Consider the following 25,779-nt stretch of genomic DNA (forward strand, 5'->3'; position numbering starts at 1 on the left):
ATCGGAAGCGCAAAAAGCGCGTAGGGAATGCCGATGCTGTTCATCTAGAGCGCCCTCAGACCGTCGATCACCTCGCGGAGAATGCGCTCGTCGGGCAGTTGGGCGGGCGGCACCGGGCGGCTGACCGTGACACAGCCGAGCTCCAGGAGGTCGCCGAGGAGCACCCGGACCACTCCGACCGGGAGGTCGGCATCCGCGGCGAGTTCGGCGACCGACTGCGTCTCGACGCGGCACAGCTCGATCAGCACCCGGTGTTCCGGACCGAGTGAGGTGTCGTCGTCCGCGCCAGGTGCGCCGGTGTCGAGGGTGACCAGGGCTATCAGGTCGAACCGGACGCCGGTGGGGCCGGGCTTCGTGCGGCCGCCCGTCATGGCGTAGGGACGGACGAGCGGTCCGGCCTCGTTGTCGAACCACTGGCTGCCCGGCATGTCCTCGGTCATCTGCGCCGCCCGTCCTCGGTCACCTGGCCGCGGGCGGCTGCGCGCCGACGCGAGGCGGCGTGTAGAGGTGCTCGCCCACGCGCTTGACCAGCAGCGCCATCTCGTAGGCGACCAGGCCGATGTCGGCCGTGACGGCGGTCAGCACGGCGAGACAGGAACCGTCTCCCGCGGCGGCGACGAACAGGAATCCGTCGTCCATCTCCACCATCGTCTGGCGCACGCCGCCGGCATCGAAGTGGCGTCCCGCGCCCTTGGCCAGGCTGTGGAATCCCGAGGCGACCGCCGCGAGATGTTCGGCGTCCTCGCGGCGCAGGCCGTTCGACGCGCCGACCGCGAGGCCGTCGTTCGACAGCACCACGGCGTGCCGTACGGCGGCCACGCGCAGCACCAAGTCGTCCAGCAGCCAGTCGAGTTCACCGGACCGCTGGCCCTTCGTACTCGGGTCCTGGATCATGCGGGGTCTCCTTCCCTGCTGTCGCTGCCCGCTGCCGGGCCGGAGGTGGCTCCGCGGCCGGGCGATCTGCCACCGCCGCGCACCCAGCCGTCGCGGTAGGCCGCCATGCGGTCACGTACGAGTTCGGGTGTGCGCTCACCGTCGTGGTGGGAATCAGCTGCTCTTTCCGCGGTCTCCTCGGAACGCTGAGCTCGCAGTTGGGGGGCCAGGTTCGCCTGCCGCACCCGCTTGGGGAGGTCGTCGGAGCTGTCTGAGTCGTCCGGCGGACGGTGCAGCCGGAGGGTGCCGACCGGGGGTGTCGGGTTGTCCGGCGGGCTGGGCTCAGGGGCTTCCGGGCCGGTCTGTACCGGCGGCACCAGCGCGGGCCTCTCGGTGATGGCCGGCACGGATTCCTGTTCCGGGACCGCGGACACCCGTGCGTACTCGCGTACTTCGGGTCTCTCGGTGTCCGTCCGGCGGGTGGAACGTTCCGCCGGACCGCTTTGGAGCAGAGTCGTGGGCAGCAGGACGACCGCCGTGGTGCCCCCGTAGGGCGAGGTCCGCAGGTGCACTTTGATGTCGTGCCGGGCCGCGAGCCTGCTCACCACGAAGAGGCCGAGCCGGTCGCTGTCGAACAGGTCGAGTGCCTCGGACTGCTCGATGCGCCGGTTGGCATCGGCAAGCCGCTCCTTGCCCATGCCCAGCCCCCGGTCCTCGACCTCGATCACATAGCCGTTGCCGACCGGCTCGCCGGTGATCCGCACCCTGGTGTGCGGCGGTGAGAACTGTGCGGCGTTCTCGACGATCTCCGCCAGGAGGTGCGTGAGGTCGGCCACCGCGGAGCCGACGACGGACGCCTCGGGGAGTTGCCGTACCTCCACGCGCGCGTAGTCCTCGACCTCGGAGACGGCCGCGCGGACCACGTTGGTCAGGGAGACCGGCATGCGCCAGGCGCGGCCCGGTGCGGCCCCGGACAGGATGATCAGGCTCTCCGCGTGGCGTCGCATGCGTGTGGTGAGATGGTCGAGGCGGAACAGGTCGCTCAGTTCGTTCGGGTCCTCGGACCTGCGCTCCATGCTGTCCAGCAGGTTGAGTTGGCGGTGCACGAGCACCTGGCTGCGGCGGGCGAGGTTGACGAAGACGCCGGAGATTCCGCTGGCGAGTTCCGCGCGTTCGACGGCGGCGCGCAGGGCGGCACGGTGCACGGTGCCGAGGGCCTCCGCGACCTGTCCCGTCTCGTCCTCGGCGGACGGTCCGGGCGGAGCCTCGGCCCGCACGTCGATCTCCTCCCCCGCTCGCAGTCTGCTCATCGCGTGCGGGAGCTTGCGCCGTGCGATCTCCAGGGCGGTGTTGCGCAGGCTCACCAATTCGACGACGAGGGCCCGTCCGATGCGTACGGAGATGACGAGTGACGACACGACGGCGACGAGTCCGAAGAGGACGGCGGCACCGGCGGGAGTGAGCAGACCGCGGGTGACGGGGTCGGCGCGGTCCGCGACGTCCCGGCCCGCGTTCGCCTCGATGGTGCGCATGCCGTGCTGCACCCGCGCGTGAGCCGCGGTCCAGTCGGCCTCCGGTGCGGCGCCGAGCGCCTTGGCGCCCGGCGGGGAGACGAGCACCTTGTCCTCGACGGCGCGCACGTCGGTGTACGCGCTCCCCTCCACGAGGTCCTGCCAGGCGGCTCGTTCGGTTCCGCGCAGGTCCCCCACCGCGGAGTCCGTCAGGGTCCGGCGGGTGGCCACGGCACCGGTGAACAGCCGTAGCCGCTCGCCGTCGAGGCGCCCGGCGAGCCGTGCGCCGGCCAGCACCGCGTCCTCCTGGGCGAGCGCTTCACCTGCGCGGGAGAATTCGAGCAGCACGCGCGCGTCGGAGCCGAGGTCGTCGTCCGGGACGCCGGTGAGCGCGCCGCCCACGCCGAAGGCTGTCGAGATCGTCCGGGTGTACCGCCGGTAGGCCTCGTTCCAGTCGGCGCGTCGCTCCAGTACGGCGGTGCGCAGGGACGCGAGTCCGTCGGCGGCGGTGACGAACGCGTCCAGGCGTCCGGCAACTCCTGCGGGAAGGTCCGCGCCGTCCGCGACGGTGTTGTTGTCGCCCATCCGGAGCTTCGCCACCGCCCGGTCGGTGCGCCGTGCCGACTCCTTGAGATCGCCGGGCCCGTCGACGGCACGGTCGGTCGCGTAGCGCACGGCGGCGGTGCGCTCGGCCTGGAGGGCCGCGACGGCGTCGGCGACCGGGCTGCGGACCGTGGAGTCCACACGCTGCAGCTGCCGCAGCCGGGCGACGTCCTGAGCGGTGCTCACCGTGGCGTAGGCCCACAGGGCGAGCAGCGACATGACCGGCACCATCAAGAGACAGACGATCTTGGCTCGTACGGTGCGCGGTCGGATGTGCCACCGCCCCGCGCGCGTGGTCGCCGCCCGCGGTGGTGCGGCGAGGGTGTCATCGGCGTCCGCACGCTCGTCGGCCGGCGGTCCGGCGTGCGCGCGGCGGCCGCGTGCGGGTGGCTGGGGCGGCGGCTCGGCGCCGGACGTCGGGGTCCTACGGGGTGTACGCATGGCCTCCTCGCTCGGAGAGGTTCGGGGCGCGCTCCCGGCCGCCGTGGCTCCGGGCCCGCGCCGTCAGCGGGCGACGCTCTCGACCGGCCGCTGGGCCGACGCCGACGCTTCACGCTCTTCGGACGTCGGGGACAGGGCGACGAAGGCCGACGTCAGGAAGAGGTAGGACCCGAGGCCGACGGCGAGGGGGAAGATGAACTGCATCGCCGTGGCCCCGGGGAGTGTCCCGGCGGAGGGGCTGACCCGCACGCCCACCGCCATCATCCCGGTGTAGTGCATGCTGCTCACCGCCCCGCCCATGACGAGGGACGCCAGGGCGACCGCCACCGGTGACTTGATGTTGAGCGCCGCCCACAGAGCCGCGGTCGCCGCGACGACGGCGATCGCGACGGAGAGGGCGACGAGCGTCGGGTCGTAGTGCACTTGGCCGTGCAACCTCAGCGCGGCCATGCCCAGGTAGTGCATGCTCGCGACGCCGAGCCCGGTGGTGAGGCCGCCCAGGACGAGCGCGCGGCCCCGATCACGGCCGTAGCCGACGGCGAAGACGCCGGCACCGACGACGACCATGGCGACGATCAGGCTGAGCACGGTCAGCGGCACGTCGTAGCGCATTTCGGTGCCGCTGACGCTGAAGCCGAGCATCGCCACGAAGTGCATCGTCCAGATGCCGGTGCCGATCGCGGAGGCCGCGGTGAGCAGCCAGTTGCGGCGGGAACGTCCGGTCGCGGCGAGCGCGCGGACGGTGCAGCGCAGCCCTAGGGCGGCGCCTATGCAGGCCATCACGTACGACAGTACGGGGGTCAGCCAGCCGAATGCGGCGTGGTCCAGGTGTCCCATGGCCCAGGGACGCTAGTCCCGGCAGGGGCGCACAACGGGGGCGCATTTCGAAAGCTGTTGGAATATGACGAAGAGGTGTACTTGGACGATCGCGTCGCGGCCGAACGTGTGCGCTATGACGTCCATCGTGTCGGTGAGGGATCATGCGGAACATGAGCGACGACCACACACATGTCCAGGAGTTCTTCGCGGCTCGCGCGGCCGGCTGGGACGCGCGCTTTCCCGACGACGGGCCGGCCTACGCTGCCGCGGTCGCCGCGATGGGCCTGCGTGACGGCGACCACGTGCTCGACGCGGGCTGCGGCACCGGGAGGGCCCTGCCGCCCCTGCGCGCGGCCGTGGGGGCCGCGGGAGTGGTCATCGGTGCCGATCTGACCGCGGCCATGCTGGAGGCCGCCGTGCGGGCAGGACGCGACCGCGACGGCCGGTTGCTGCTGACCGACGTCGCCGCGCTGCCTCTGCGCACGGAGTCGCTGGACGCGGTGTTCGGAGCGGGTCTCGTCTCGCATCTGCCCGAGCCGGCCGAGAATCTGCGGGAGTTGGCTCGGGTGGTGCGACCGGGCGGAACGCTGGCGCTGTTCCATCCGGTCGGCCGGGCCGCGCTCGCGGCCCGGCAGGGCAGGCGGATCACCCCGGACGACCTGCGCGCCGAGGCCAATCTGCGTCCCTTGCTGGCGGACGCCGGGTGGGAGATGACGTCGTACGTCGATGAGGACACCCGCTTCCTCGCACTGGCCGTGCGACGCGGCTGACACGCCCCTGTTGGACGTGCCCCGCGGCACGAACGTCCGCGCCGCCGGCACGGCGCGACCGACGCCTCAGAGAGTGCCCGCGACCGCAGCCGCGAAGGCGTCGGGGTTGTCGAACATGATGTTGTGCCCGGCGCCCGGCACCGTCACCACACGCACTCCGGCGTCCTCCAGGGCTTCCCTGCCGGGCAGTTCACCGCTGCACTCGCCCTGGAGGTAGACCCGCTCCACCGTCAGGGCTTCGAGCAGGCGGCGCATCGTGGGGTTCGTGCCGCGCTTCAGACCGGTCGCCGTGCGGTGCAGGGCGCGGGGGTCCGCGAATCGCATGGTGGCCGCCCACAGGGGGCCGACCTTCTCCAGCACGCGCGTGTGGCCGCCGTTCTCGACGAAGTCGACCTCCTCGTAGGAGGCGATGCCGCTGCTGCCCGTGGTGCCCGGAGGATACGGATCGAGGTTGGCCTCCACCAGGACCAGCCGTGAGGCGAGATCGGGCCGCCGGTGGGCGAGCACGATGGCGACCGCACCACCCATGCTGTGGGCGACGAGTTCCGCCCCGGAGACCCCGGCGGCGTCCAGAGCGGCCGCCAGTGCGTCCGCGTGGTCCTCCAGGGTGTACCCGAAGTCCGCGGGCCGGTCGCTGATGCCGTGGCCGGGCAGGTCGACGAACAGGGTGCGGCGGCCCGCCAGTTCGGGGCGTGCGGCGATGTGCGCGTGATAGACGGTCGAGGCCGCCCCCAGACCGTGCACGTACACCCGCGCCGGGTCCGTGCCCGCTGTCTCGGTCCAGCGGACGCAGCTTCCCTTGTCGTCGAACGCGGCCTGCTTCATCTCTGTCTCCCCTGCCCTCACGGTTCCTCGTACCCTCAGAGCATACATCGAAGTCGAGGTATAGCGGATAGGGAGTATTAAGAAGTCGATGTACAGCGGGAGTGCGGCACAATGAGGCCATGCTTGAGTTGGCCATCCTCGGTTTTCTGTACGACGCCCCGCTGCACGGCTATGAGCTGCGCAAGCGCATCACCGCGCTGACCGGGCATGTGAAGCCCGTGGCCGAGAGCACGCTGTATCCGGCCATCAAGCGGCTGGAGAAGGCGGAGCTGCTGGAGCGGGCGACCCGCCCCGGATCGGTCGCCGCTCCGCGCCATGAACTGACCCTCACCGAGGAGGGCCGTCGCGAACTGCGGCGACGACTCGCGGAACCGTCGCGGAGCGACATCACCGACGAGAACCGCTGGTTCACCGTGCTCGCGTTCCTCCGGCACCTGGAGGACCCCGGGGCGCAGGCCACCGTGCTGCGCCGTCGGCTCGCCTTCCTGGAGGAGCCCGCGAGCTTCTTCTACGAGGGCGACCGGCCGCTGCGCGCCGAGGAGTTCGACGACCCCTTCCGGCGCGGCATCCTCACGATCGCCCGCGCCACGAGTGAGGCCGAGCTGGCTTGGCTGCGGGAGACCATCGCCTCACTCGGCGCCGGCAGCGGGTGATCGGCGCAACGTCACGGCCGTTCCCCCCTTCTGCCGCCGGGACTTCAACTCTACGTTGAACAGCAGCAGATGAGCAGTCGACGATGGCAACCGCACTGGGGGAAGGTGGCCCGATGTCCGGCATGTTCGGCAGACTCCGCAAGACCTGGGGCAAGAAGACGGCCGAGCGGAACGGAGAGTCCAGGCCCACGGCGCCCGCCGCCGAGAGGCGCGCGCACAATCTCTTCGAAGCGGCCGCGGCATACGTGTCGGCGTGCGCGGAGGACGACCAGGACCGGATCGACGAGGCGGCGGGATGGGTGTCTCCGGAGGCGCTGTCGTTCGGGGTGAACGAATTGGCGTGCCGTGCCGTGATCGCCTTGGCTCGGGAGCGCGACGAATCGCCGCGGACGGTCGCCCGTACGCTCCTCGGGCTGCCCGCGGTGTGACCCGCGGTTACCCGGACGGCCGTTTCGCCCCTGTCCAGCCGGAAAACTGCAGCTCCGCGTGTGTCGGGGACCCGTGACAAGCGGGTTCCGGTCGCATTAGGGTGCGCCGACGGACGTAGCGATCGGGAGGCTGGGATGGCCGGGACGGACGACGAAGCCGTCGCCACCGGGGACGACGACGCACTGTATGTGCTGACGGCGGTGTTGCTGACACCGGCGAAGTTCCCCAGCGTGCTGGGCGACGACTACCCGGAGGCCTGCGCCGCGCTCGATCTCGCGCCGCTCGCCGACGGATACGGTCTGGTGCTCGGCCAGGACGGTGAGGGCGCCAGGTGGACGGTCGTCGTCGACGACGTGTCGCTGGTCGCCGTCGCCATCGCCGCCTGGGACTGCGGCATGGAGCAGGAACTCTCCCCTGACGAACGCACGGTCGTCGCCGCCCTGCCGGGCTGGCCGCTCGACGTGGCGGTGGCGGCCCCCGGGGTGCCCGCTCCGCACGATCCGTCGCCTGAGCTCACGGACCTGCCTCCCCTGGCTCCGCCGGACACGGCGACGTGGGGGCCGGCGCAGCGGCGTCTCGGTGCCGACGAGATCGCCCTCCAGTGGGCGACCTGGCGCGAGCAGATCGACGACGGCGACTTCGTGCAGCCCGGAGACGAGGCGTCGAAGGACGCAGGCGCACCCTCGGAGACCTCCGAGGGTGCGGCCTCCGAGAGGGAAGCCGGGACCACCTCGAAGGAGGACGGCGCCGGTTCCGGAGAGCCGCGCAGTGGTGTCCGGCGGGTCCTCGCCGAGGCCCGCGCCTACGTGGACACACCGCCGCCGCTCGGCCGGGTCCGCTCGTCCTTCGCCACGGGCGACGCCCGCACCCTGCGAGCCGACGGCCCCGGCTGGTCGCTGGTCGCCAGGACCGACGACATCGCGTTCGTCCTCCTCGACGAGGAGCCGGGCGAGGTCCTGCCCGTCGGTCGCGGTCCGGAGCTGCCCGGGCTCCTGGAGGCGCTCGACAAGATGGCCGTACGCCCCAGCTGAGCAGCCACGCCCCGGACGAGTACCGCCGGGTTGCCGCGCGCCGGGCCACACCCCGTGACGCACGGCCTCGCCCGGCGGCGCTGCCCTCAGCGGTACTCGTCCGGGTCCACGAGGAGCGCGCTCACGGCCGTCTCGCGGTCCTCATGGGCGCGCAGGGCGTCGAGCTCGGCCCGCCAGGGTTCACTCCAGCGAGATCCCCGGCCTCCCATGCCGACCAGCGCGAGCGCGAGCGGTCCGCACGAGGGCCTCCGGCGAGCTCGGACGGTCCGCACGGCCGCGAGCAGCGCCGCGTTCACACGGGGACGGCCGACGTCCATGGACAGGTGCTCCATGGACCCCAGGCGCTCGGGCCGTTCCTCGTACAGTCGCAACAGGCGTTCCCACCGGTGTTCCTCGTAGTCGCCCTGTCGCAAGCAGGTCATGGCCGCGTGCCAGCTGAGGCGCGCGGCATCCGCGTGGAGCCCCACGGCTTCGAGGGTGTCCGCGAGCGTGTCGGCGACGGCGAAGGTCTGTGCCGCGCCGCGACCCGGCTGCAGGACGTCGGAGCACTCGTGCAGCCGTCTCAGGGCATCGGCACGGCCCCCGGGATCCAGGGACCGGGCACGTTCCCTCAGGACGTCGAAGGCGTCGCACAGCAGGCCTTCGATCGTCGGCCCCGGGGTGAGCAACGCCAACTGCCGAGCGGCTGTTTCCCACACCCTGCGGGGCCTTTCCGGGGCGGTGAAGGCGTCGAGGAGCACTTTCATGGCGTCGCGGGCATCTGGTGGCAGCCACACGGGCAGCGCACGGCACGCGGCGACGACCGTCTCCTCGTCACCCGTCTCGACGAGTCGCGCCAGAAGGGCCGCGTACGCCTCACGGCTAGCGACGCGCACGACGCCCACGCGCGCGTGCACGACGGCGTCCCGCACGGCGGCCTTGCCCGCCGCCTCGACGAGGCGGCGGGCCACATCCGGCCGGTCGACCCTCGTGAGGAGGCCGCGGGCCAGCACGGCGCGGACGTCGGGATGCTGCCCCGGCACGTCCCATGCCGCCACCAGCGCTTCGAAAGCGTCCTCCCCAGGGAGAGTGCCCAGCACCCGGGCGGCCTCCTTGCGGGTCCCTACCGGGGCACCGGTCGCGGCCGCCACCGGTGCGAGCAGGGGCACGGTCTCGCGGTCGGGAAGCCGTCCCAGGAGCCGCCGGAGCGAGGCCATCGCGGCCCGTCCTCGGACACCGCCGGCCGCCGCGTGCCGCAGAAGGACGTCGCGGAGGTCCTCGCTCGACTCGATGCCGGGTCCCTCGGCCAGCGCCGCGAGGGCCGCGGCCGCCACCGGTTGCGGGGCGTTCTCGGCCAGCGCCGTGAGCCGTCCGTGGTCGCGGAGCAGGGCTGCCGCGTCGGCCCTGGAGCGCAGCGCTGCGGCCTCGTCCGCGGCCACGCGCGCGTGGTGCTCTTCCCACTGTTCCCGCTGGCGGGGGAGCCACCGGCCGACGACTCCGGCGCGCAGACCGGGCGCCCAGGCCGTGGCACGGGGGCGCGCCCGGCCGGAGAACCGTCCGAGAGCGGCGGTGAGGACGGGATCGAGCAGATCGGTGCGGCGCGCCGCGATGGTGCCCAGGACGACCGGCACGGTCGCGAACGTCGCGTCCGCCGCGATCAGTTCGCCGCACCGCTGCTCCCTCGTGCGTGGTGATCGCACCCAGGCGGCAGCGGCGCGGGCCGCGAGTGCCGGATCGTCCGCTTCGAGCGCGGTCCGGTGCACCTGTGCTTCGAGGCCGGGCAGCGCGGCGAGGTGGTGCCCGAGGAGTTCCGCCAGCACGGTGCTCAGTTCGGCACGGTGCGCAACGGTCGGAGACACGGCGGACCACAGGGTCCGGGCGGCTTCTTCGTCGATGTGGAGGGGCGCCACAGATCCCGTGTACCGGTCCGCGGAGACGACCTGGCCGAGCAGTTCGACCGCGGACGCGGCCCGTTCGTGACGGCCTGTGGCGGCGGCGCGCTCAGCGACGCGCCGCGCCAGCCGTGCGGCCGCGGACAGCGAGGCGCTCGTGGAGTCGCGGGACTGCACCGTGGTCAGGACGGCGTCGCGCAGGACCTGTTCGGGCAGAGCGGTGAGCAGGTGGGGCGCTGCTCCGGCGAGTTGCTGGAGGGCCGCGCGGCGCACCTCGTCCTGGTCGTGCCAGGCCCGTTCACAGTCACGCGCGATCCGCGCGAACCGGTCCGCGTCGCCTTCGAGTTCGGCACAGGCCAACAGGGCCGGCCAGGCCAGGGCACGATGGTGGGCCACGTGGTCGGCGGCGAGCTCGCGCAGGAGCGGTTCGCCCTGGGCGAGGGGCAGGACGGCCACCAGGCGAGCTGCTTGCCAGGGAGATCTCGGCTGACGCCGCAGCCAGGGGGTGAGCAGGTCCGCGCGGTCGCCGGGGGCGAGGGCCGCCAGCGTGGTGAGCGCTGCCCCGCGCAGTCGGCCGCGCGCCACCGTGCGGCTCTCCACGATGCGCAACCGCTCGGCGGGCGCCAGGAGTTGCAGCAGTCCATCGGCCGCCACTTCGCGGCGGCCCGGTGCTCGCTCACGACTGCCGGTGGCCGGCAGGTGTTCGGCCAGCGTGACGAGGTCGTCGACGGCCAGGTCCTTCAGGGCCCTGAGTTGAGACGGCGGCAGCGGCCCGGCGGGAATCGGGTATTCCCGGGGCTGTCCGTCGGTCCGTGGCCGGGCCGCGCGCAGCACCGCGAGCGCGTCGGCGGGGCGGAGGAGGGCCGCGACGACGGCCGGTGGGGTGAGGAGGTCGGGTGCCCGCTCCAGAAGGGTCAGGGCCGCGGACGGATCTCGTCCGGCGGCGACGGAGGCGACCGCCCGATGCCGGAGCGCAATGGTCCCGGCTTCGCGGGGTGTTCCGCGTTCCCAGCGTCCGGCGAGGTGTTCCGCCACGGCTCCGGGCGCCGTGCGGGCCAGTGAATTGAGAGCCCCGATCGGTGCGTCGAGCCGGGGCAGCCACGCGAACACGGTCGCGGCCGGGCAGGCGGGCAGCAGGAGGGCCGCCTCGGGGTCACCGTGGCGCTCATGCACCCGGGGCAGCAGCCGCGCGGCGAGCGAATGTCGGCGGCTGAGCCTGAGGAGCCGGTAGGTGTCGTGGCGGATCGCCCTGATGTCGCTCAGGGCGAGGCGTTCCAGAGCGTGTTCGGGAACGGGCAGCCGAAGCGCGGCCGAGCGTGCACGACGTCCCAGCAGCGGATCCATGAGGGCGTCGGTCACCCGGTCGAGGTCCCGACGTGCTACGGCGAGGAAGAGACCGGTGTGCCGTTCGCCGGGGTCTCCGGCGTCGAGAGCCTGCTGGAGCGATGCGTACGCGTGCGGAGCCAGCGTGCGGGCGTAGCGCGCGAGGGCGCCCATACGTGCCGGGAAGGGCAGGGGGTCGAAGTGAGCCCTCAGCCAGGCGGGCGTCAGCGGCGCCGGCGGCGTGTGGGGCATGTTGGACGGGGACTGCGGCGTCTGGGACGCCTCGTGTTCGGCCATCAGCGCTCACCCTGGAGCCGCTGGGCCTCCTTTCCATGCTTCATGCCGGTCATCGTCGGGGACGAGTGATCAAGTGCGCAACGGGTTTTCGTGGATCTGTGCCCTGGTCACCGAGGCGTCCCGCGTCGCTACCACGTGGGCGGGCCCGAGCCGCTGTCGAATCCCGGTCGACACGGCGGCGTTTCAGCGCCGACGGCCACGCCTACTCGGCGGCGCACCGGCTTCCCGGGTCATGACGGTTGCCGGGCTCCGCCCACCCGGTCGGAGCCCGGCCGTGCCCGTCGCACGGATCACTGTCCGTCAGGTAATCGGTGTCACGCGGGCGATGCGAAGACCTGCACCGCGTACTTGCCGCTGACGGCGACGCCGGTGTCGACGTAGCTGCAATTGACCATGTTGCCGTGGTGGCCGGGGCTCTTGATCCAGCCGTCGACGATGGTCTTGGCGTCGGTGGAGCTGCCCCAAGCCATGTTCTCGCCGACACCGATGGACTCGTTCACCTTGTAGCCCGTGTCCTTGACCCGCTGCGAGGCGCTGGAGCCGTCGGAACCGGTGTGGTTCGTCAGGTTGTTCTTCGCCGCGTCGTCCGCGAAGACCTGGGCGGCCTTGGTGAGATCGCCGTTCTCCTTGAGGGCGGGGCAGTTTGCCTTCGCACGTTCGGCGTTGACCAGACCGAGGATCTCGCTGGGCGTGGCCTGGAGGACGTTCGGTGTGTTCGCCGGCACGGTGGCCGTGGCGGCACCGGCGCCGGCTGCTCCGGCGAGCACCAGAAGGGGTGCCGCGCAGGTGGCGGCGCAGAGACGACGTATTCGTGTGGTGGTGCGCATGGGTGTGGCCTTCGGTCGGAAGGGTGATTCCCTCGGGGGCCCGGATGCGGCGCGGGACCGCAGTCCTGCATGCCCACACTGTGCGGCCGGCTGCGTGCGACGCCGGCCGGTTCGGCCCGGCCGAGGGAGCGCGGGGTGGACGCGAGCACGGCATGCGACCGTCCGGAGGACCTTGGCCACCGGCGGCCCCCACCAGGTGCCCTGCGCCTGCGCTCGTACAACTCCACGTTACGCCCGGTGCGGCCGGGCCACGAATCCAGCCCGAAGGGTGGCCCGGACGCGAGGGGTCGTTGACGGCCCTGTCGGAGGAACGCTGTCCGGAGCAAGCACTTCGCCGCTTCACACGCCTGGCCCCACGTGTGGGTACAACCGTCGGCTGCTGCCCACAGGAGCCCTCGCAGTGCCCCTGGGTGACACTTCATCAGCGGTAACAGGTCGCGCTTCCAACGGGTGAATCCGGCCGCTCGGCACGTGGCGCTCCCGCCCCAGCGGGAAGCCCACTCTGCGTATCGGACCGTCGACGGACAGGAAGCGTCCCCATGCCGAAGTTCCTCATTCAGGCCACCTACACGCCCGAGGGCACGAAGGGTCTGCTCGACGAAGGCGCGAGCGGCCGCCGCGCCGCCGTGGACCAGGTGGTGACCGGTCTCGGCGGGACGGTCGAGGCCATGTATTTCGCCTTCGGGCAGGACGACATCGTGATCATCGTCGACTTCCCCGACCCGGTCTCCATGGCCGCCGCGAGCCTCACCGTCAAGGCCAGCGGCGCCCTCCACACCCGGGCCACTCCCCTCCTCACGCTGGACGAGATCGACGAGGCCGCCCGTCGACAGGTGCCCTTCCGCGCCCCCGGTCGGTAGCCCAACGGGCTTTCGGACCGGCCTATTTCTCCATATGCGGCGTCCGTTCCATGTGGTCCGACCCCATGGTCGAGCCGGGGACTGTTCCGCACCATGAGGCAGCGCTTCGCTCCCCTTCAGCTCTCGCGCCCTGTCTCGGAGGCCGGTCATGCATGTGTCTCGTGGTGTCCCCCTGTTCGCCGCAGCTCTGATGGTGTTGACCGTGCCCGGTTCCGCATCGGCCGACGGCGGCGCGGGGCACTGTGCGCGGCAGGAGAGGGCCACGGTGCCCGGTGCGGCCCATCAGCAGAGTGCGTGCCTGGCCGACCTGACCACCTCGGGCCTCGCCGGGACCCCGTACACGGACATGGCCGATCAGGCGGGACTGACGGCCAAGGGCACGCGCAATCCGTCCGGGGTGCCCGGCGTGCAGATCGACGGGTACTTCCCCGACAGTTCGCACTTCAACGCCACGCACGGCTGGCAGCACGACGCGCAGTTCGTGATCCGGCTGCCCGACCACTGGAACGGCGGTCTGGTGGTCACCGGCGCGCCCGGCACACGCAAGCAGTACGCGACCGACACGGCCATATCCGACCAGGTGCTCGCCCAGGGATACGCGTACGCCGCCACCGACAAGGGCAACAACGGAGCCGACTTCTACCGCGACGGGAAGCGGCCCGGTGACGCCGTCGCCGAATGGAACGCGCGGACGACACAGCTCACCCGCGCCGCCCGGAAGGTCGTCACTCAACGCTACGGCCACGCACCCCGACGCACGTACATGACGGGCATCTCCAACGGCGGCTACCTCACCCGGTGGCAGCTCGAGAACCACCCGGAGCTGTACGACGGCGGCGTCGACTGGGAGGGCGCGCTGTGGACCGCGCACGGGCCGAACCTGCTCACCTCGCTGCCGGCCGCTGTGGCGCGGACGCTCGGCTCGGCGGGCGACGAGGCCCTGTACGACGCGGGGTTCGCCCACGGCTCCGAGTTCCTGTGGCCGTACCACGAGAAGGCCTACTGGGGGGTGACACAGAAGATCTACCGGGCCGAGTTCGACCCTTCGTACGACGTCGACTGCCCGGGCGTCTCGGCCGGGTCCTCCGCCGAACAGATCCTGGCGCCGTGCGCCTCCGACGCCGCGTACGACTTCGCCGCACGGCCGGCGTCCGTCCACCGCGCCGTGGCCCGGGTCGCCCTGTCCGGACGGATCGGCAAGCCCATGATCACGCTGCACGGCGACCTGGACGCACTGCTGCCCGAGGCGGCCGACTCCGACGTGTACGCGCGGATGATCGACGAGCAGGGCCGGGGAAGGCTGCACCGCTACTACGTGATCGAGGGCGGCACGCATGTCGACGGGCTGTACGACACCTACCCGGACCGGCTGCGGCCGATCCTGCCCTGCTACCGGTCCTCGTTCGACGCGCTGACCGCCTGGGTGGAGCGGGGCGTCCGGCCGCCCGCGGACCGTACCGTCGGCAGGCCCGCGGGCGCGGACGTGGTCGGCTCCTGCGCGCTGGAGGGCGACGCACGGCGTCGGTGACGTCTCAGCGGCCGAGCTCCTTGCGCGTGACGCGGCGCAGCCTGCGCCGCTGCGAGGGGTCCAGCGCAAGGTACGCGGCGGCGGGGACGCCCAGCACTATCAGGAAGGCGACCCACCAGGGCACCCAGATCAGCAGGATCAGGCCGACCGCCACGCCTCCTGCGGCGATCTTCGCGTTCTTCGACATGTGTGTCGCCTCCTCCGCGGCTGCTGCCGCTCTCTGTTCTGAGAACGGGTCCCCGTGCCCGACGGTTCCGGACCGCGACCCTGATACGTCCCTGAGGTGTGCCCCTTACTCGACCCTGAGGGGCTCACCCACCTCGTGCATGTGGCGCAGGGCCTGCCGGTAGGAGTCGACGAGCCCGGTCTCCGCGTAGGGGATACCCAACTCCCCCTGGTGCGCGCGCACCAGGGGCTGGACGAGACGGAGATGGGGGCGCGGCATGCTGGGGAACAGGTGGTGCTAGATCTGGTAGTTCAGGCCGCCGAGGAACCAGTCCGTCAGGGCGCCGCCCCGGACATTGCGTGAGGTCAGTACCTGGCGACGCAGATGCCCCCAGCGTTCACCGTCGGGGTCGGGCATCTCCTTGCCCTTGTGGTTGGGCGCGAAGGACAGGCCCAGGTGGAGGCCGAACAGTGCCTGGTGGACGGCGGCGAAGGCGAGAGCCTTGCCCGGGGACATGGAGGTCAGCAGCAAGGTGGCACAGGCGACGACGTGGGCGGCCAGGAGCAGGGCCTCCACGGCCCGCTCGGCCGGCGGCTGGCGACGCAGGTCCCGGAACCCGTGCAGCCAGGCGAAAGTGCGCTCGGCCACCCGGCGGACCTCGCCCAGGCCGGAACCGTGGGCGATGCCACGGCGGGCGATCATCGACTTGATGCCGCGCTTCCACAACAGACGGTGGTACTTGCCGAAGTCGTAGCCGCGGTCGGCGTACAACCGTCGAGGCCTGCGTCGGGGGCGCCCACTCAGGCCCCGGATCGATGAACCGCGGCCAGCAGGCGGGCCCAGACGCCGGCTTCAACCCAGTCCCGCAGCCGGTGCCAGGCTGTCACCCCGAAGCAGCCCACGGTCTCTGCGGGAACGCGACGCCAGGCGGCACCAGTCCGCAGGACGTACATGATGCCTGCGAGCGCAGTCCGATCCGGCACACACAAGCGTCCGTAATGACGGTGGCGCCGCTCGGGTGCCGGTGGCAACACCTTGATGAATGTAGCCCTTTGGCTGAGGTCTCGGGGGTGCGCGCGGTGTGGCTGGAGCGGGACGGATGCCCTTGATGAGATCGAGGTGCAGGCCTGTCCCTGGCACCCATGCTTCAACTGTGGCATCTGCCCGCAGATGGATACGGCCGTACAAATCGGCCCGACCGGCAAGAAGTTGTTGCCTCTGACGGTCAAGAAACGCTGGTTCGACGCCGGCCGCGAGCGGTCACTCTCACTGGTGTGAGCGGGGCACTCGATCGGGTGATCGAGGCGCTGGCGGGGGCGAGCGAGGACGAGGGGACGGCCGCACTGTCCGCGGTCGGCGTCTTGCCCAGTCGCCCGTCGGCGCTGCCATCACCCCTCCGGGCGCCCTTGCCGTGCCCAGAGGGTTCGCTCCACATCGTGTACGAGGTGGAGCGGGTCTGAGGCCCGGCTCGGTTTCTGCGTGACCTGTACGACCCTGCGAGCCTCCTTTCCTGAGCGGGAAGGAGGCTCGCAGGGGTTCGTCGCCGAGTGCGTCCTGGGCTCGACGGTGGGATGTGCTCCACGTGGCTGAAACATGAGTTGTTCTACGCCCTCAGGCCCCGGCCCGATGGGTGGAGAGGGACCCGTGTGGCACCAGCCCGCAGCATTTGGCAGGCCTCAACTGAGGCGCCACTTGAGATAACCCCTGCCCGGGTATCGGCCGAGCGGGATCGTACGCGGTCGGCGCGCAAGGAAGGGAAACCGCTGTGGGCGGTGGGCAGGCAGGCGTAACCCGTGTGCTCGCGGTATGCGCGGTCCTGTTCGGCCTCTTCCTCATGCATGGTGCTCCGGCCACCGCCGCCGGCGGCTGCCACGGGGCGATGCCTGCGATGCCCTCGCCGATGCCCGGTGGCCATGACGTCGCCGCGACGGCTGGCCGACCTCTGAATGCGGAGTTTCTTCAATTCTGCACGCCAGACAGTTGCTCCGGCAACGAAAGCATTTTCCTCTATCGGTGCAGAAATGACAAAGACCCGTTTCCTCTTACGTATTAGGTATGACCTCCTACTGCGGCTGACACAAAATCACACCCCCCGAGGCGCACCGTGCGCCAGATAGATCCGGTACTGGCTGACCTCGATAGCCCGCTAGAATAACGGTCGGGTAACGGATCCGATCCTTGGGATTAGAACTCTTCGGCCGCTGGCTTGAGTCATCGTCTCTCTGGCGAATGGGCGCACCATTTGCCGGAGCCGCCGAGATGCAATCTGAACCCAAATCTACCGAGCTTCGCATCCCTGATTACCCGACTGACTAGGACTTGAGGTCATGACATCCACCCAGCGCATCCGCACCCCCTTCGGAGAAGAGTCGACGGCCGCCGAGGTCGTTGAAGGTGTCGACCTTTCCGGCAAGCGCGCAGTCGTCACCGGCGCCGCTTCGGGTCTCGGTACCGAGACCGCGCGCGCTCTCGCCGGCGCCGGCGCGTCGGTCACCCTCGCGGTCCGCGACACGGACGCCGGCGAGCGGGCCGCGGCCGACATACGCAGAGCCACCGGCAACGACGCTGTCCATGTCGGCCGGCTCGACCTCGTGGACAAGGCGTCGATCGCCGCCTTCACAAGCACCTGGACGGGGCCCCTGCACATCCTCGTCAACAACGCCGGTGTGATGCAGCTGCCCACACTCGATCGCACACCGGATGGCTGGGAGCTGCAGTTCGCGTCCAACCATCTCGGCCACTTCGCGCTCGCCGTCGGCCTGCACGACGCGCTCGCGGCGGCCGGCAACGCGCGCATCGTGTCGCTGAGCTCCCGCGGCCACCATGCCTCACCTGTCGAGTTCGACGACATCAACTTCACCTCCCGCCCCTACGACCCGCGACTCGGTTACGGGCAGTCCAAGACCGCCAACATCCTCTTCGCGGTCGGGGCGACCAACCGCTGGGCAGCCGACGGGATCACCGCCAACGCCGTCCACCCCGGCGTGATCCTGGGGACGAACCTGACTCGCCACATGGAGCCGGAACAACTCACACAGCTGCGCGAAGCCGCGGCGGCCGGGGAATTCGGCACTTTCCAGGGCGCGCCGTTCCGGTTCAAGTCGGTCGCTCAGGGCTCCGCGACGAGCATCCTGGTCGCGACCTCACCCCAGCTGGAAGGAATCGGCGGCCGCTACTTCGAGGACAACAATGAGGGGGAGAAGCTGTCGGCCGAGGCCGTAGGGAAGTCCCCCGGCGGCGTAGCCCCGTACGCGGTCGACCCGGACGCCGCCGAGCGTCTGTGGGAACTGTCTCTCGCCGCAACGGCCGTGTAAGCAGAATCTTCGCGAGAGCGGCACTGAAAACGTGACGATTTCAGTGCCATTTGAGCCTGGCGTCCCATCCGGTCGTCGTGGCGGATGGGATCCAGCCTCGCTTCACACCCGGGTGGGGGGCCGAGTTCTGCGCGCGTACGGTTCCGGGCCCGACTGAGGGCCCACGTGCTGCCGCTTCTCGATTGCTCTGTTCCACCCGGCCGCCGGATCGGCGTAGCCGTGACCAGGTCTCGCGCCATTCGGCTGTCGGCAACCTCTAAATTCCAGGGAATCTCAGATGACTACCATCACAACGGCCTATGCCGCGCTCGCTCCCAAGTCTCGGCTGGAGCGCACCACCATCGAACGCCGTGCAGTGGGCGAGTTCGACATTCAGATCGATATCAAGTATGTCGGCATCTGTCACTCCGACATCCACCAGGTCGACGAGGGCTGGGGCAAGTCCATCTTCCCGATGGTGCCGGGCCACGAGATCGCAGGCATCGTCTCCGAAGTCGGCCCCGGCGTCACCAAGTTCCGGGTGGGCGACCGTGTGGGCGTCGGCTGCATGGTCGACTCCTGCCGCACCTGCGAAAACTGCAAGGCCGGCAACGAGCAGTACTGCACGCGTGGCGGGATGGTCGGCACGTACAACGCGATCGGCAAGGACGGCCGACCCACCTACGGCGGCTACTCCCGGGTCATTGTCGTCGACGAGAACTACGTGGTCCGCATACCCGACGCACTCCCCCTCGACGTCGCCGCGCCGCTGCTGTGCGCCGGTATCACCACCTACTCACCACTTCGGCACTTCGGAGCCGGCCCCGGCGTGAAGGTGGCAGTCCTGGGCATGGGAGGCCTTGGCCACCTGGCCGTGAAAATCGCCCATTTCCTCGGCGCCGAAGTGACAGTCCTCTCGCAGTCCCTGCGCAAGCAGGACGACGGCCTGAAGCTGGGAGCGGACCACTACCGCGCCACCAGCGACCCGCAGACCTTCGAGGATCTGAAGGGCACCTTCGACCTTGTCCTCTCCACTGTCTCGGCGCCACTCGACTTCGCCGCCTACCTGTCCCTGCTGAAGACCGACGGCGTTCTGGTGAACGTAGGCATTCCCGAGGAGCCGATCTCTCTCAACCTCTTCTCCGTGATCATCGGCCGAAAGTCCCTCGCCGGTTCATCGATCGGCGGCATCGCGGAGACTCAGGAGATGCTGGACTTCTGCGCCAAGCACGGATTCGGTGCTGAGATCGAGCTGATCCGTGCCGAGCGGATCAACGAGGCGTACAAACGACTGCTGGAAGGCGACGTGCGTTACCGCTTCGTGATCGACGCGGACACGATCTGACATACAGGCCCTTGTAGCAGTGCTGCCGACGGCGGAGGCCGTCGGCAGCACTGCCCCTCAAGGATGGTGAACGCCGCGAGGCCCCGGCATGGAGGAGTTGCAGGGCAGGCATGTCGCTGTCGTTATGCCCGGCCGGGCCGGAGTCGCGACAGCAGTGAGCGCTGACGCTCTTCGACGAGTCCTCACGCACCGTGTTCGCCACGCGCACCATGGTGAGCGGCTGCCTCCAGGACTGGGGGTTCGGCCACATGGTCGACGATGCCCGGCTCGTCGTCTCGGAGCTGGTCGGCAACGTCGTGCACCACGCGGTGCCGGACGGCTGCCTGATACAGCCTGGTGCCGCGCGTCGGATCGACGTGCCGGTCAGGGCATGGCCCGGATGGCTGTTCATCGGTGTCGCCGATGAGGACTCCACCCCACCTGATCTGCCGGTGGGCGAGTTCGTATCCTCAGGGGGCTGGCAACATCCCCGAGCCCGGTGGTCCACGTCATGACCGCGCCGTCAGCGCCGTGAGCGTCGCCAGCCACTCGCCACCAGCCACCTCGCCCGCCGCACCCCGCACCCCGCACCCCGCACCCCGCACCCCGGAGTGCTGTACCCTCGGCGACCCGACCCGGTAGTCAAATTTGAGGAATGCGTCATCGTCGAGCACAGGATTCCCGCGGCGACTCCCGCCGAGATCGCCGAACTGGCCCGCTGTTGTGCCGTGTTCGTGCCGGCCGATCCGCCCCGGACCAGCCGCGTCGCGTTCTGGTGCCCGGAGGGCGACTCCCCTCCCGCCGTGGCGTCCGGCTCCCCCGAGGACCTGACGGTCGTGCTGCTGGGCGAGGAGAGCGTCGAGCGTGTGACCGTGCCCGCCGTGCTGCTGCCGGTGCGGGCCGCTCTGCCGGTGCTCACGCGCGCGCGTGCCGTCGCCGGGGCGCACCGGTCCGCCTCTTTCTGGAGCGCCGCGGCCGTGCTCGCCCTCCAGTTCGCCGCACGCGGACTGCTGCTGCCCGGCCTGACTCCCGGCGACCACGACGCGTGGCGCGCGGGTCCGCTGCGCGCCCAGGACATGGAGCGCGTCCGCGAGTTTGCCGCCGCCATGCCGCCCGTGGCGCACGCGATCCCCCTGGACGACGTCGAACCGTGGCGGCTGCCCGATCCGGAACGTCTGTTGCGCGCGTTCCTGGACGCGGTCGCCGATGGGCTGCCCCGCTCGGCGGCGGCGCCGCTCGCCGCGGGCGGACCGGCCTTCGCGGCGCCGCAGCCGCAGCGCGTGCCCCAACACCGTGCCTGGCTCGACGACGTCACAGCCGTGCACGACTCGGACGTACGCATCTCTCTGCGCGTCGAGGTGCCGGGGCTGGAGCCGGACGCTCCCGAGGACGCGCGGCTGGTGTTCCGTGCCGTCCTGCAGTTGCACGGCGTGAGCGATCCGGCTCTCGTCGCGGACGCCGCCGACGTGTGGTCGGGGTCCACCGGATTCGGCCCGCGCGCGCGGATGGACGCCCTGCTCGGGCTGCGTCGCGCCGCCCGCGTCTGGACACCGCTGGCTCCGCTGCTCTCGGCGGCCGTGCCGGACGCCGTGGAACTCGCCGATGAGGAGATCACCGAGCTCCTCGGCGAAGGCTCCCGCGGCCTGGCGTCGGCGGGTGTCGAAGTGCACTGGCCGAAGGGACTGTCACGAAAGCTGACGACCGGCGCGGTCATCGGCCCGCCGGACGACGCGGACGGTGCCGGCGACACCGCCCGGAACACGGGCGGCGGCCCCGGGAAGGCAGGGTCGGACACTCCCTCGTTCCTGTCCGCCGACGCCATGCTCGCCTTCGACTGGTGGTTCGCGCTGGGCGATCAGCAGCTCACCCGCGCGGAACTGGACCGACTGGCCGAGGCGAACCGGCCCGTCGTGCGACTGCGCGACCAGTGGGTCCTCGTGGATCCCCAGGAGGTGCGACGCGCCCGGGCCCGGCAGGACCGGAAGGTCACGCCCATCGACGCGCTGAGCGCGGCACTGACGGGCTCCACGGAGGTCGACGGGCGCAGGGTCGACGTACGCCCGACGGGATGGCTGGCGGCTCTGCGGGTGCGGCTGGCGGACCCCGAGGGCCAGGAGCCGGTCGGGCAGCCCGCCGCGCTGGACGCGACGCTGCGCGACTATCAGGCACGGGGGCTCAACTGGCTCGCCCGGATGACCTCCCTGGGCCTGGGCGGCTGTCTCGCCGACGACATGGGCCTGGGCAAGACCATCACGCTGATCGCCCTTCACCTTCACCGGCAGACGGCCGAGTCGACCGCGGGACCCTCACTGGTGGTCTGCCCCGCCTCCTTGATGGGCAACTGGCAGCGCGAGATCGAGAAGTTCGCTCCTGGCACCCCCGTACGCCGCTTCCACGGTTCCAGGCGCTCCCTGGAAGGCCTGTCCGACGGCGAGTTCGTCCTCACGACGTACGGCACGATGCGGCTCGACGCACCGCGTATGGCCGAGGTGCCGTGGGGGATGGTGGTCGCGGACGAGGCCCAGCACGTGAAGAACCCCTACTCGGCCACGGCGCGAGCGCTGCGCACGATCGGCGCACGCGCGCGCGTGGCGCTCACCGGCACTCCCGTGGAGAACAACCTCTCGGAACTGTGGGCGATCCTCGACTGGACGACACCCGGCCTGCTCGGGCCGCTCGGCGCCTTCCGCACGCGGTACGCGCAGGCGGTCGAGGGCGGTCTGGACCCCGCGGCGGCCGAGCGGCTCGCCCGCCTCGTGGGACCGTTCCTGCTGCGTCGCCGCAAGTCGGACCCGGGCATCGCGCCCGAGCTGCCGCCGAAGACGGAGACGGACCGCGCCGTGGCACTGACCAAGGAGCAGGCCGGCCTGTACGAGGCCGTGGTGCGCGAGACCCTCGCGGAGATCTCGGAGGCGGACGGCGTCGCACGGCGCGGTCTGGTCATGAAGCTGCTCACGGGGCTGAAGCAGATCTGCAACCATCCGGCGCAGTTCCTCAAGGAAGCACAGCCCAGGATTCCCGGCAGGTCGGGGAAGCTGGAGTTGCTGGACGAGCTGCTCGACACGATCCTCTCCGAGGATGCGAGCGTCCTGGTCTTCACCCAGTACGTGCAGATGGCCCGCCTGATCGAGCGTCATCTGGCGACGCGCGGTGTGCCGACGCTGTTCCTGCACGGGGGAACACCCGTGACCGAGCGCGAAGTGATGGTGGAGCGCTTCCAGGAAGGTGAGATCCCGGTCTTCCTGCTGTCGTTGAAGGCCGCCGGCACGGGGTTGAACCTCACGCGGGCCGAACACGTCGTGCACTACGACCGCTGGTGGAACCCAGCCGTGGAAGCCCAGGCCACGGACCGCGCGTACCGCATCGGGCAGAGCCGCCCCGTCCAGGTGCACCGGCTCATCACCGAGGGGACCGTGGAGGACCGGATCGCCGACATGCTGCGGCACAAACAGCAACTGGCCGACGCCGTCCTGGGCTCCGGTGAGGCCGCGCTCACGGAACTGACGGACGCGGAACTGGCCGACCTGGTGGAACTGCGAGGGGGCGCACGATGAAGGACCGTGACGAGGAACGCACGTTCGCCGCGCTGCCGCCCGCGCACGGGCGGGGCTTCGCGCGGACGTGGTGGGGCCTGGCATGGCTCAAGGCCCTGGAGGACGCGGCGTTGGACGCGGGGCAGGTGAAGACGGGCCGCAGGCTGGCACGTGCGGGTGCCGTGGGTGCCGTGTCGGTCCGCCCCGGGCGCATCACGGCCGTGGTCCAGGACCGCGACCGCACCGCCCGTCGCGCGGACGTGCTGCTCCAGGAACTGTCCGACGAACAGTGGGACCGCTTCCTGGACATGGCCGCGGAGCGTGCCGGGCACGTTGCCGCGCTGCTCGACCGCGACATGCCGCCGCATCTCGTGGAGGACGCGGCGGCTGCCGGGATCGAACTACTGCCGGGGCTCGGCGACCTGGAGGCGGAGTGCGACTGCGACGCCTGGGACCACTGCGGACACACGGCCGCCCTCTGCTACCAGATGGCGAGGCTGCTCGACCAGGACCCCTTCGTCCTGCTGCTGATGCGGGGGCGTTCCGAGCACGTCCTGCTGGACGAGCTCCAGGAGCGTGGCAGCGCGCGGCAGCGGGAGCCGTCGGATGCAGACCACGCGCGCGTTGAGGGCGTGGACGCGGCCGAGGCGTACGCCGCCGGGGACATCCTGCCGTCGCTGGCATCTGTCGCCGACCTGCCGGCCGAGGCCGGGCCGCCGCCCGCCTTGGACGCCGAGACCGCCGCCGCGCCCGGGCTCGACCCGTCCGCGCTCGAGTTCCTCGCGGCCGCCGCGGCGGGCGAGGCGTACCGGCTTCTCCGCGAGGCGCTCGCGGACCGGCACGGGCAGCAGGCGGTCGGGCAGGGGTTGTCGCTCGCCCAGGACGCGGTGCGGCTGGCCGCCGCGGACCCGGACCAGGCTGTCCTCCAGCGCCTGGCCGAGGGTTCGGGGCGCGACGCCGAGGCTCTGCGGCTCGCCGTACGTGCCTGGCGTCTCGGGGGTGCGGCGGCGCTGTCGGTCCTTGAGGACGTGTGGGCCGTGGAGGGCGAATCGCTGGCACGCGCGCGTGACGCCCTGGAGTCGGCCTGGGACGAGGACGAGCGACCGCGGCTCGTCTCGGCCGACAACCGCTGGACGGTCGTCGGCATCGGCGGCAGTGGCATCCAGTTGCGTCTGGGCCGGGACGGCAGGTGGTGGCCGTACCGCGAGGAGCGGGGCCGCTGGGCCCCCGCCGGGCCGGCGGTACGGGACCCGGCGACGGCCCTCGCCGCGGCCGGAGGAGACCCGATGACTGGTTGACGCGCGGCGTTCATCCCAAGGTCGCCCGGTGTTGGGGGTCGAGGCCAAATCTGGCCGCTGACACTGAACTTGTGCTCCAGGAGGCCTGATGTCCCCGCACGCCGTCGGCCGGCGCCGCGTCCACCGTTCCGTCGCAGCGGGCCTGCCGCTCGCCGTGCTGGCCGCCCTCGCGGTGGCCGGCTCCGCGAGCGCGGCCGGCGGCCCGGCGCACCCGGAGGTGACGCGCACCGCCACGCTCGGCGACGTCCCGCTCGGCGCGTTCAGCAACTCACTGCTGCCGGGCACGGTGGACGACGACCGGGGTGTGGACCTGGGCGGCATCGGGAGCGACATCTACCCGGCGGGACGCAAGGGCGAGTTCTGGACGGTCACCGACCGCGGCCCCAACGGCCAGATCAAGGTGGACGGCAAGAAGCGCCGGACCTTCCCCGTACCGGGGTTCGACCCGGCGATCGTGAAGATCCGCGTGACCGGTGACGACGTGAAGCTGATCGACGCGATCCCGATCACCACGTCTTCCGGGAAGCCCGTCACCGGTCTGTCCAACCAGGCGGGACGCGACGAGGCACCGTACTCCTACGACGCGCAGACCCCCCTCACGTCCGACCCGAACGGTGTGGACACCGAGGGGATCGTGCGCGCCGCGGACGGCACCTTCTGGCTCGTCGACGAGTACGGGCCGTCGCTGATCCACGTCTCCGCGCGCGGGAAGGTGCTCACGCGCTACGTGCCCAAGGGGCTGAACCTGACCGGCGCGGACTATCCGGTGGTGGAGGCTCTGCCGTCGGTCCTGCTGCACCGGAAGATCAACCGCGGCTTCGAAGGGCTTGCCCTGTTGCCCTGCGGCGACCTGGTGATGGCGCTGCAGAGCCCGCTCTCCCTGCCGGACGGCGCCGCGGGAGACGCCTCGCGCACCACCCGGCTGGTGCGCTTCTCCCCCAAGAAGCGTGCCGTCACCGCCGAGTACGCCTACCGCTTCGACCCCGTGAACGTGGTCGACCCGAGCGAGGACGACACCTCGGAGCTCAAGATCTCCTCCGTGGTGGCCGTCGGAGGCGATCGGCTGCTCGTCGAGGAGCGCACCGACAAGGCCGCGCGTCTGCACCTGGTGAAGCTGTCGCGGCACGCGGACATTCTCGGCGGCCCGTGGGACGACGACACGACGTCGCCCTCCCTGGAGCAGCTCGACGACCCCGCCGCCGCCGGTGTCCCGGTGCTGGGCAAGCACCTGATCGTGGACCTGGGCACTGTCTCGGGGGTGCCCGGAAAGATCGAGGGCGTCGCGCGCGTGGATCACGACACCCTGGCCCTCATCAACGACAACGACTTCGGGATGACCGACGGGTCGGGCGCGTTCGACGCACAGGGACGCTTGATCGACAGCGGCGTCGAGACGACGGTGACGTACGTGCGGCTGCCGCACGGGATCTGACCTCCGCCGCCCGGTCACGTGCCACGCGCGCGTGGCACGTGACCGGCGGGCGCGCGGGACGTCGGCCGGCAG

Annotated in this window: 21 protein-coding genes and 1 pseudogene; 12 read left to right on the plus strand and 10 right to left on the minus strand. The window is 71.3% G+C overall.

Features of this window, described 5'->3' with window-relative positions; translation table 11 throughout:
• Nucleotides 1-44 precede the first annotated feature (44 nt).
• From ACZ4IF_RS22870 to ACZ4IF_RS22885, 4 genes are all read right to left on the minus strand, one after another.
• Nucleotides 45-440: a DUF742 domain-containing protein gene (locus ACZ4IF_RS22870; RefSeq protein WP_467565470.1), complete on the minus strand. Its 396-nt coding sequence runs from the start codon at nucleotides 438-440 to the stop codon at nucleotides 45-47.
• A gap of 19 nt (nucleotides 441-459) precedes the next feature.
• Nucleotides 460-894, minus strand: a complete 435-nt coding sequence (locus ACZ4IF_RS22875; RefSeq protein WP_359490059.1) for a roadblock/LC7 domain-containing protein — start codon at nucleotides 892-894, stop codon at nucleotides 460-462.
• Complete coding sequence (locus ACZ4IF_RS22880) at nucleotides 891-3,428, minus strand: sensor histidine kinase (RefSeq protein ID WP_467565472.1); 2,538 nt, start codon at nucleotides 3,426-3,428, stop codon at nucleotides 891-893. The genes ACZ4IF_RS22875 and ACZ4IF_RS22880 overlap by 4 nt, the downstream gene beginning before the upstream one ends.
• A gap of 63 nt (nucleotides 3,429-3,491) precedes the next feature.
• On the minus strand, nucleotides 3,492-4,265 hold the full coding sequence (locus tag ACZ4IF_RS22885; protein WP_359490055.1) for an MHYT domain-containing protein: 774 nt from the start codon (nucleotides 4,263-4,265) through the stop codon (nucleotides 3,492-3,494).
• Between the two features lie 152 nt (nucleotides 4,266-4,417).
• Between ACZ4IF_RS22885 and ACZ4IF_RS22890 the strand changes: the two genes are divergently transcribed.
• On the plus strand, nucleotides 4,418-5,017 hold the full coding sequence (locus ACZ4IF_RS22890; protein ID WP_467565475.1) for a class I SAM-dependent methyltransferase: 600 nt from the start codon (nucleotides 4,418-4,420) through the stop codon (nucleotides 5,015-5,017).
• 66 nt (nucleotides 5,018-5,083) lie between these two features.
• Here ACZ4IF_RS22890 and ACZ4IF_RS22895 read toward each other — a convergent pair whose 3' ends face one another.
• The gene (locus ACZ4IF_RS22895) at nucleotides 5,084-5,842 is read right to left on the minus strand and encodes an alpha/beta fold hydrolase (RefSeq protein WP_467565477.1); all 759 of its coding nucleotides are present in this window, start codon (nucleotides 5,840-5,842) and stop codon (nucleotides 5,084-5,086) included.
• A 119-nt stretch (nucleotides 5,843-5,961) separates the two neighbouring features.
• On the opposite strand from ACZ4IF_RS22895, the gene ACZ4IF_RS22900 reads away from it, so the two are divergent.
• The 3 genes from ACZ4IF_RS22900 (at nucleotide 5,962) to ACZ4IF_RS22910 (ending at nucleotide 7,955) form a co-directional block, all read left to right on the plus strand.
• Nucleotides 5,962-6,495 carry a PadR family transcriptional regulator gene (locus tag ACZ4IF_RS22900; protein WP_467565479.1) on the plus strand — a complete coding sequence of 178 codons (534 nt, stop codon included), beginning with the start codon at nucleotides 5,962-5,964 and terminating at the stop codon, nucleotides 6,493-6,495.
• A gap of 122 nt (nucleotides 6,496-6,617) precedes the next feature.
• Nucleotides 6,618-6,923, plus strand: coding sequence for a hypothetical protein (locus tag ACZ4IF_RS22905; protein ID WP_467566023.1), 306 nt, complete (start codon nucleotides 6,618-6,620; stop codon nucleotides 6,921-6,923).
• Between the two features lie 135 nt (nucleotides 6,924-7,058).
• The gene (locus ACZ4IF_RS22910) at nucleotides 7,059-7,955 is read left to right on the plus strand and encodes a hypothetical protein (protein ID WP_467565481.1); all 897 of its coding nucleotides are present in this window, start codon (nucleotides 7,059-7,061) and stop codon (nucleotides 7,953-7,955) included.
• Between the two features lie 86 nt (nucleotides 7,956-8,041).
• On the opposite strand, the gene ACZ4IF_RS22915 is transcribed toward ACZ4IF_RS22910, so the two are convergent.
• Together ACZ4IF_RS22915 and ACZ4IF_RS22920 are read right to left on the minus strand one after the other, a co-directional pair.
• Nucleotides 8,042-11,446 carry a hypothetical protein gene (locus tag ACZ4IF_RS22915; protein ID WP_467565483.1) on the minus strand — a complete coding sequence of 1,135 codons (3,405 nt, stop codon included), beginning with the start codon at nucleotides 11,444-11,446 and terminating at the stop codon, nucleotides 8,042-8,044.
• A gap of 314 nt (nucleotides 11,447-11,760) precedes the next feature.
• On the minus strand, nucleotides 11,761-12,273 hold the full coding sequence (locus ACZ4IF_RS22920; RefSeq protein WP_467565485.1) for a CAP domain-containing protein: 513 nt from the start codon (nucleotides 12,271-12,273) through the stop codon (nucleotides 11,761-11,763).
• A 539-nt stretch (nucleotides 12,274-12,812) separates the two neighbouring features.
• On the opposite strand from ACZ4IF_RS22920, the gene ACZ4IF_RS22925 reads away from it, so the two are divergent.
• Together ACZ4IF_RS22925 and ACZ4IF_RS22930 are read left to right on the plus strand one after the other, a co-directional pair.
• On the plus strand, nucleotides 12,813-13,133 hold the full coding sequence (locus ACZ4IF_RS22925) for a GYD domain-containing protein (protein ID WP_095932699.1): 321 nt from the start codon (nucleotides 12,813-12,815) through the stop codon (nucleotides 13,131-13,133).
• 148 nt (nucleotides 13,134-13,281) lie between these two features.
• Entirely contained in the window at nucleotides 13,282-14,661 is a 1,380-nt protein-coding gene (locus ACZ4IF_RS22930) for a tannase/feruloyl esterase family alpha/beta hydrolase (RefSeq protein ID WP_467565488.1), read from the plus strand.
• A gap of 4 nt (nucleotides 14,662-14,665) precedes the next feature.
• On the opposite strand, the gene ACZ4IF_RS22935 is transcribed toward ACZ4IF_RS22930, so the two are convergent.
• The 3 genes and pseudogenes from ACZ4IF_RS22935 to ACZ4IF_RS22945 all read right to left on the minus strand — a co-directional run bounded on the left by ACZ4IF_RS22935 (nucleotide 14,666) and on the right by ACZ4IF_RS22945 (nucleotide 15,867).
• A complete protein-coding gene (locus tag ACZ4IF_RS22935) occupies nucleotides 14,666-14,848 on the minus strand; it encodes a hypothetical protein (RefSeq protein ID WP_028800308.1) in 183 nt (60 codons plus the stop codon).
• Nucleotides 14,849-14,953: 105 nt separating this feature from the next.
• A complete protein-coding gene (locus ACZ4IF_RS22940) occupies nucleotides 14,954-15,106 on the minus strand; it encodes a hypothetical protein (RefSeq protein ID WP_467565490.1) in 153 nt (50 codons plus the stop codon).
• A gap of 18 nt (nucleotides 15,107-15,124) precedes the next feature.
• A pseudogene (locus tag ACZ4IF_RS22945) lies at nucleotides 15,125-15,867 on the minus strand (transposase).
• Between the two features lie 1,287 nt (nucleotides 15,868-17,154).
• Between ACZ4IF_RS22945 and ACZ4IF_RS22950 the strand changes: the two are divergent.
• The 6 genes from ACZ4IF_RS22950 to ACZ4IF_RS22975 all read left to right on the plus strand — a co-directional run bounded on the left by ACZ4IF_RS22950 (nucleotide 17,155) and on the right by ACZ4IF_RS22975 (nucleotide 25,707).
• Nucleotides 17,155-18,141, plus strand: coding sequence for an SDR family NAD(P)-dependent oxidoreductase (locus ACZ4IF_RS22950; protein ID WP_467565492.1), 987 nt, complete (start codon nucleotides 17,155-17,157; stop codon nucleotides 18,139-18,141).
• 277 nt (nucleotides 18,142-18,418) lie between these two features.
• Nucleotides 18,419-19,465, plus strand: coding sequence for an NAD(P)-dependent alcohol dehydrogenase (locus tag ACZ4IF_RS22955; protein ID WP_467565494.1), 1,047 nt, complete (start codon nucleotides 18,419-18,421; stop codon nucleotides 19,463-19,465).
• Nucleotides 19,466-19,656: 191 nt separating this feature from the next.
• Nucleotides 19,657-19,959, plus strand: coding sequence for a hypothetical protein (locus tag ACZ4IF_RS22960; RefSeq protein WP_467565496.1), 303 nt, complete (start codon nucleotides 19,657-19,659; stop codon nucleotides 19,957-19,959).
• 147 nt (nucleotides 19,960-20,106) lie between these two features.
• Nucleotides 20,107-22,998, plus strand: a complete 2,892-nt coding sequence (locus ACZ4IF_RS22965) for a DEAD/DEAH box helicase (protein ID WP_467566026.1) — start codon at nucleotides 20,107-20,109, stop codon at nucleotides 22,996-22,998.
• Nucleotides 22,995-24,275, plus strand: coding sequence for an SWF or SNF family helicase (locus ACZ4IF_RS22970; protein ID WP_467565498.1), 1,281 nt, complete (start codon nucleotides 22,995-22,997; stop codon nucleotides 24,273-24,275). Before ACZ4IF_RS22965 ends, ACZ4IF_RS22970 begins: the two co-directional genes overlap by 4 nt.
• Before the next feature lie 88 nt (nucleotides 24,276-24,363).
• On the plus strand, nucleotides 24,364-25,707 hold the full coding sequence (locus ACZ4IF_RS22975) for an esterase-like activity of phytase family protein (RefSeq protein ID WP_467565500.1): 1,344 nt from the start codon (nucleotides 24,364-24,366) through the stop codon (nucleotides 25,705-25,707).
• Nucleotides 25,708-25,779: the final 72 nt, after the last annotated feature.

Source organism: Streptomyces sp. NPDC025784 (assembly GCF_055558435.1).